Origin of the sequence: Lonsdalea britannica, assembly GCF_946477055.1 — a bacterium.
Classification (GTDB): Bacteria; Pseudomonadota; Gammaproteobacteria; order Enterobacterales; family Enterobacteriaceae; genus Lonsdalea; species Lonsdalea britannica_A.
The window spans coordinates 1-4,868 of sequence record NZ_CAMKXG010000257.1 but is presented as its reverse complement, the minus strand read 5'-3'; the positions used below and the strand labels follow the sequence as shown (position 1 = coordinate 4,868).

Annotated in this window: 5 protein-coding genes and 1 tRNA gene; all 6 read right to left on the bottom strand. The window is 52.5% G+C overall.

The window, feature by feature from the left end; translation table 11 throughout:
- Nucleotides 1–657: 657 nt before the first annotated feature.
- Complete coding sequence (locus Q7O77_RS14640) at nucleotides 658–891, bottom strand: hypothetical protein (protein WP_304168762.1); 234 nt, start codon at nucleotides 889–891, stop codon at nucleotides 658–660.
- Nucleotides 888–1,775 carry an integrase arm-type DNA-binding domain-containing protein gene (locus Q7O77_RS14635; protein ID WP_304168760.1) on the bottom strand — a complete coding sequence of 296 codons (888 nt, stop codon included), beginning with the start codon at nucleotides 1,773–1,775 and terminating at the stop codon, nucleotides 888–890. The genes Q7O77_RS14640 and Q7O77_RS14635 overlap by 4 nt, the downstream gene beginning before the upstream one ends.
- A gap of 225 nt (nucleotides 1,776–2,000) precedes the next feature.
- Nucleotides 2,001–2,076: transfer RNA gene (locus Q7O77_RS14630), tRNA-Gly, on the bottom strand.
- Between the two features lie 140 nt (nucleotides 2,077–2,216).
- Nucleotides 2,217–2,765, bottom strand: coding sequence for a CDP-diacylglycerol--glycerol-3-phosphate 3-phosphatidyltransferase (gene pgsA, locus Q7O77_RS14625; RefSeq protein WP_085653485.1), 549 nt, complete (start codon nucleotides 2,763–2,765; stop codon nucleotides 2,217–2,219).
- A 59-nt stretch (nucleotides 2,766–2,824) separates the two neighbouring features.
- A complete protein-coding gene (gene uvrC, locus Q7O77_RS14620) occupies nucleotides 2,825–4,663 on the bottom strand; it encodes an excinuclease ABC subunit UvrC (RefSeq protein WP_304168756.1) in 1,839 nt (612 codons plus the stop codon).
- A partial coding sequence (locus tag Q7O77_RS14615) for a LuxR C-terminal-related transcriptional regulator (protein ID WP_304168753.1) occupies nucleotides 4,656–4,868 on the bottom strand: 213 nt, incomplete at its 5' end. The genes Q7O77_RS14615 and uvrC, both read right to left, overlap by 8 nt.

Here is a 4,868-nt window from a genome sequence, read left to right as displayed (position 1 = left end):
GCTTCGACGGACTTCAGAACGGCGATGATCTGGTGCTCAGTGAATCGGGCTTTACACATGATGATCTCCTCCGGGTACATAGTCAGTATGCCGGAAGATCTCTAAAAATGAATGGTCCGTATCAGAGGGATACTTACAACCTCATCCCGCAGCCTCAATATCTTCCGACTTAATCGTAACATATGCTATCCCCCCATCCTCAATAACCTTTGTTCTCCGGCCACGGCGATTTACGACACGGATTTACCGTGCCGCACTGAACAATACCTGCGCGCCGGAGCGGCAGCGGTTGAGGTATAACGGGGATATCGGTTATGCACTCTGTGCAGCCGCCTGCATCAGCAGGGTAATCCCCTCAGGCTGAAAGCCTGCCTCAGATATCGGTTCAGCCCTCCTCTGATAAGTGGGTCGATGAAAATTGACGCAGCAAGTGTACGTCAGATGACAGGTCGCGCCGGAAAGCGCTGTGGCGTAAGGGTTGGCGCAGAGTTCGTTAGCGGCGTCACTTGCAACGGCTTTCCGCCGTATGAAGTGACGGGATGCATTCGCTGAGGCAGCAAAAGACCGCAGACGGCTGCGTCAGCTATAAAGGTTGTTGTACGCATCAGTGTGTATGCAAAATGCAGTTGCTTCACTAAGAGCAAAAAGGATGCAGCCCTAAGGCATTGGGATAAGGTAGCTACCATCGCCGCAGCGATCACCCACAAACTGGTAGAACGCTGTCGAGATCGTCGCCCGAATGCCGTGACCGGTTAGTCGATCCTTATAACCCATACGTTTCAGCGCGCTATTAAGCGTATTTTCGCTGATGCGCTTTTGCAGGTTGTTGCTATTGGGAAGCAGGTAGCGTTGCACCGGTCGTCGCTTCTGCAACGTTAAAAGCGCTTTCACGATATCGATGGCCTGTCGCGGAGCGGCACCACATAAGCCGGAACGCTATTACCCTCCCGGCGTATCCTGACCTGCAACTGCTTGACCGATGCGGGCGGAATAATCCACAGCCCACGCTTAAGATCGAACTGCTCAGGCTCGGCAAGGCGTAACTCGCCGGTACGCACGCCCGTCAACAGCAGCAGCCGTAACCCCTGTTGCGTCGTCTCCTGCCCGCCATAGTCGCGCAGCGTGCGCAGAAACGCAGGCAGTTCATCCATGCGTAAAAAGGGATTGTGCGTCACCGGCGGGCGGGGTGCGGTCACGATATCCAGATCGCTGGCAGGATTGTAGCGCACTCCCTTTTCCACTTTGGCGTAGCGAAACAGTTGGTTCAGCCACGTTCTGATTTTCTCAGCGGTGGTAAACGCCTTACGCCGCTCAATTCGGCGTAAAACGTCCAGAATATGCAACGGTTCAACGTCGAAAATCGACAGACTGCCCAGCGACGGCAGCACGTCTTTGGCGAAGATGCGATCGATCTGCGACAGCGTGCTTTGCCGTCCACTCTCCAGACTCAACGCCTTGAAGTCGCGCCACTGACGGAACACCGCGTCAAAGGTATTTTGCACCTCAGAGTTGGACTGCTGACGATAGCTGCGCGGATCGACACCTCCGGCCAACTGCGCACGCAATTCGTCGCGCTGCTGGCGCGCCTGTTTAAGGGAGAATTCAGGATAAGAGCCTAAGGAAATGCGCTGCTGTTTGCCCTGCAACGAAAAACGGAAGTGCCATTTCTTCGTGCCGTTGGCGGTCACGAACAACGACAGCCCATCGGGGTCGTTCAGGGTATAGGCTTTGCCGGTGGTGCGGGCTTGCCGGGCGACTGCATCAGTTAACGCCATAGGATATGCCTCCTTCAAGGTTGAAGAGAGGTGTACCGCGCACAAGGAAGCGACTCAGCAAACAATCCGCATCCGTAACGCACCCGATTTCCGGGTACTAATTTGTGTACTACTTCGGCGTGGTTGACGGTGGTTTTCAGTCGATTTTTCTGGCTATTCAACAGAGCGATTACCCTGTTGAATCAGAGAGCTATAGACGTTGGTGGCTGTCTATAGAACAAGAATTGGAGCGGGAAACGAGACTCGAACTCGCGACCCCGACCTTGGCAAGGTCGTGCTCTACCAACTGAGCTATTCCCGCGTAACAGATTGACTTCATCTGTTAAAGTGACTTACAAGCCATGCTTGCTGTCGATGCGGTGCATTCTACTGACCTATCGCAGCGAGTCAATGAAATTATCGGCCGAAATCACTCACTCGCTGATTTTTGCGCCAGCTCGATTAATGTTCGAACAGATCATGCCGCGAAGCGTTCAAATATTGAAACATCGACCAGAACGTCAACACCGCAGCCACGTACAAGGCCGCAACGCCAACACCTTGAACCAGCATGTCAGGACGCCACAGCAATGCAAACAGCGCCAGCATCTGGGCGGTCGTTTTCACTTTTCCGATCCAGGAAACGGCCACACTACTCCGCTTTCCAATCTCCGCCATCCACTCACGAAGAGCGGAAATAATGATCTCACGGGCGATCATCGTTGCGGCGGGCAGTGTGATCCACCAAGAGTGGTAATGCTCGGCGACTAAAACCAAAGCAACGGCAACCATCACTTTATCCGCTACCGGGTCGAGAAAAGCCCCAAAACGGGTAGTTTGTTTCCAACGACGCGCCAAAAATCCATCAAACCAGTCAGTGACCGCCGCTCCAACAAAAATGACGGCGCAGGCCAGAGGTGCCCAGGCGAAAGGAAGATAGAACGCCAGCACAAAGAAAGGAATTAATGCAACGCGAAACAGGGTAAGCCACGTAGGTATATTAAATTGCATAGTTCTTTTGATAACTGTCTGGCCGGAGTGGGTATTGTGAGTATGTTGCTACATTGTCCCTAGTGTTTCAATGCATAGTAAATTTTTTCTGCCAAAGCTGAAGAAATTCCCGGCACATTAGCAATTTCTTCGATACTGGCATTCTGTAGCGGTTGTAGCCCGCCCATATACTTAAGCAACGTTTGACGACGCTTTGGTCCCACCCCCTCGATCAGTTCCAGGCTACTGGTATTTTTGACCTTGGCTCTTTTCTTCCGATGACCGGAGATAGCGTGATCGTGGGAGTCATCGCGAATATGCTGAATAACATGTAGCGCAGGTGAGTCAGGCGGCAAGGCGATGCCCTCTCCCGTCGCCTCAAAAAACAGCGTTTCCAGCCCGGCTTTTCGATCGCTCCCTTTCGCGACGCCCAAAAGCAGCGGCTTAGTTTTATCCCAGGAAACCTGGAGTTCATCGAAAACGGCTTTGGCCTGCCCCAACTGCCCTTTCCCGCCGTCAATAACGATGACGTCCGGAATTTTACTGTCATCCAACGCCTTACCATACCGCCGTTTCAGCACCTGCGTCATCGCCGCATAATCATCGCCTGGGGTGATCCCGGTAATATTATAGCGCCGATACTCGGAACGGAGCGGTCCATTCGCGTCGAAGACCACGCAGGAAGCGACCGTTTGCTCCCCCATTGTGTGGCTGATATCGAAACATTCCATGCGTTTGATTTCAGGCAGTTGCAAAACATTGGCTAATGCGGTCAAACGCTGACGAATGGTTGATTGCTGAGAGAGTTTGCTGATCAGCGCGGTGTTGGCATTCGTTCGCGCCAGCTTGAGATAACGAGCACGGTCGCCGCGAGGACGGCTTTGAATCTGCACTTTGCGTCCGGCGATCTCGGTCAATGAATCCGTCAGGAGCTGTTGTTCCGGCAGCGAAAAATCTAACAAAATCTCTGTGGGAAGCGTCCGGGAAAGACTTCCCTGCAGATAAAATTGCCCCACGAAAGTTTGAACGACCTCAGCCAGTTCCGTGCCTCCCGGAATTTTGGGGAAGTAACTACGACTTCCGAGAACCTTGCCCTGACGAACGAACAGAACATGCACGCAGGCCAGACCCGCATCGAAGGCAACGCCGATAACATCGAGATCTTCGCCATCGCCTGCCCCGGACACAAACTGTTTTTCCGTTACACGACGTACCGATTGAATTTGGTCGCGTATCCGCGCCGCTTCTTCGAAGTTCAGCGTTTTGCTTGCGGCTTCCATCTGGGCGATCAAACGCGTCAGCACCTGCTGGTCTTTTCCCAGCAAGAATAATCGGACGTATTCCACCTGCTGACGGTACTCTTCATCACTGACTAGCCCGGAGACGCAAGGACCGAGGCAACGACCAATCTGATATTGCAGACACGGGCGGGAGCGGTTGCGATAAACGCTATCTTCACACTGACGAATAGGAAACAGCTTTTGCAGAAGCATCAAGGTTTCGCGTACCGCATTCCCATTGGGGAAAGGTCCAAAATACTCGCCCTTCGCATGCTTGGCACCGCGATGAATAGAAATTCGGGGATGTTTATCAGAGCTCAGGAAGATTAGCGGATAAGATTTATCATCGCGCAATAACACGTTGTAGCGGGGCTGGTAACGCTTGATATATGTATGTTCGAGCAGCAACGCTTCCGTTTCGGTGTGCGTGATGGTCACATCGATCTGATGAATGCATTTGACGAGCGCCTCCGTTTTGCGGCTACCCACGTTGCGACGGAAGTAGCTGGAAAGACGCTTTTTTAGGTCCTTAGCCTTACCGACATAGATGACCGTATCGTCAGCATCATACATACGGTAAACCCCAGGTTGGCTGGTTACCGTTTTTAAAAACGCCGGGGCATCAAAGCTTTCACTCACTACTGGTCAACGTCTCCGCATTAAAAAGACCATGCCGGATGGCAAGGTGGGTCAACTCCACGTCCCCGCTAATATTCAATTTACTGAACATTCGATAACGATAACTGTTCACCGTTTTAGGGCTGAGGTTCAGTTTATCTGAAATCTCGACCACTTTCTGCCCCTTAGTGATCATCAGCATAATCTGTAATTCGCGGTCGGAAAG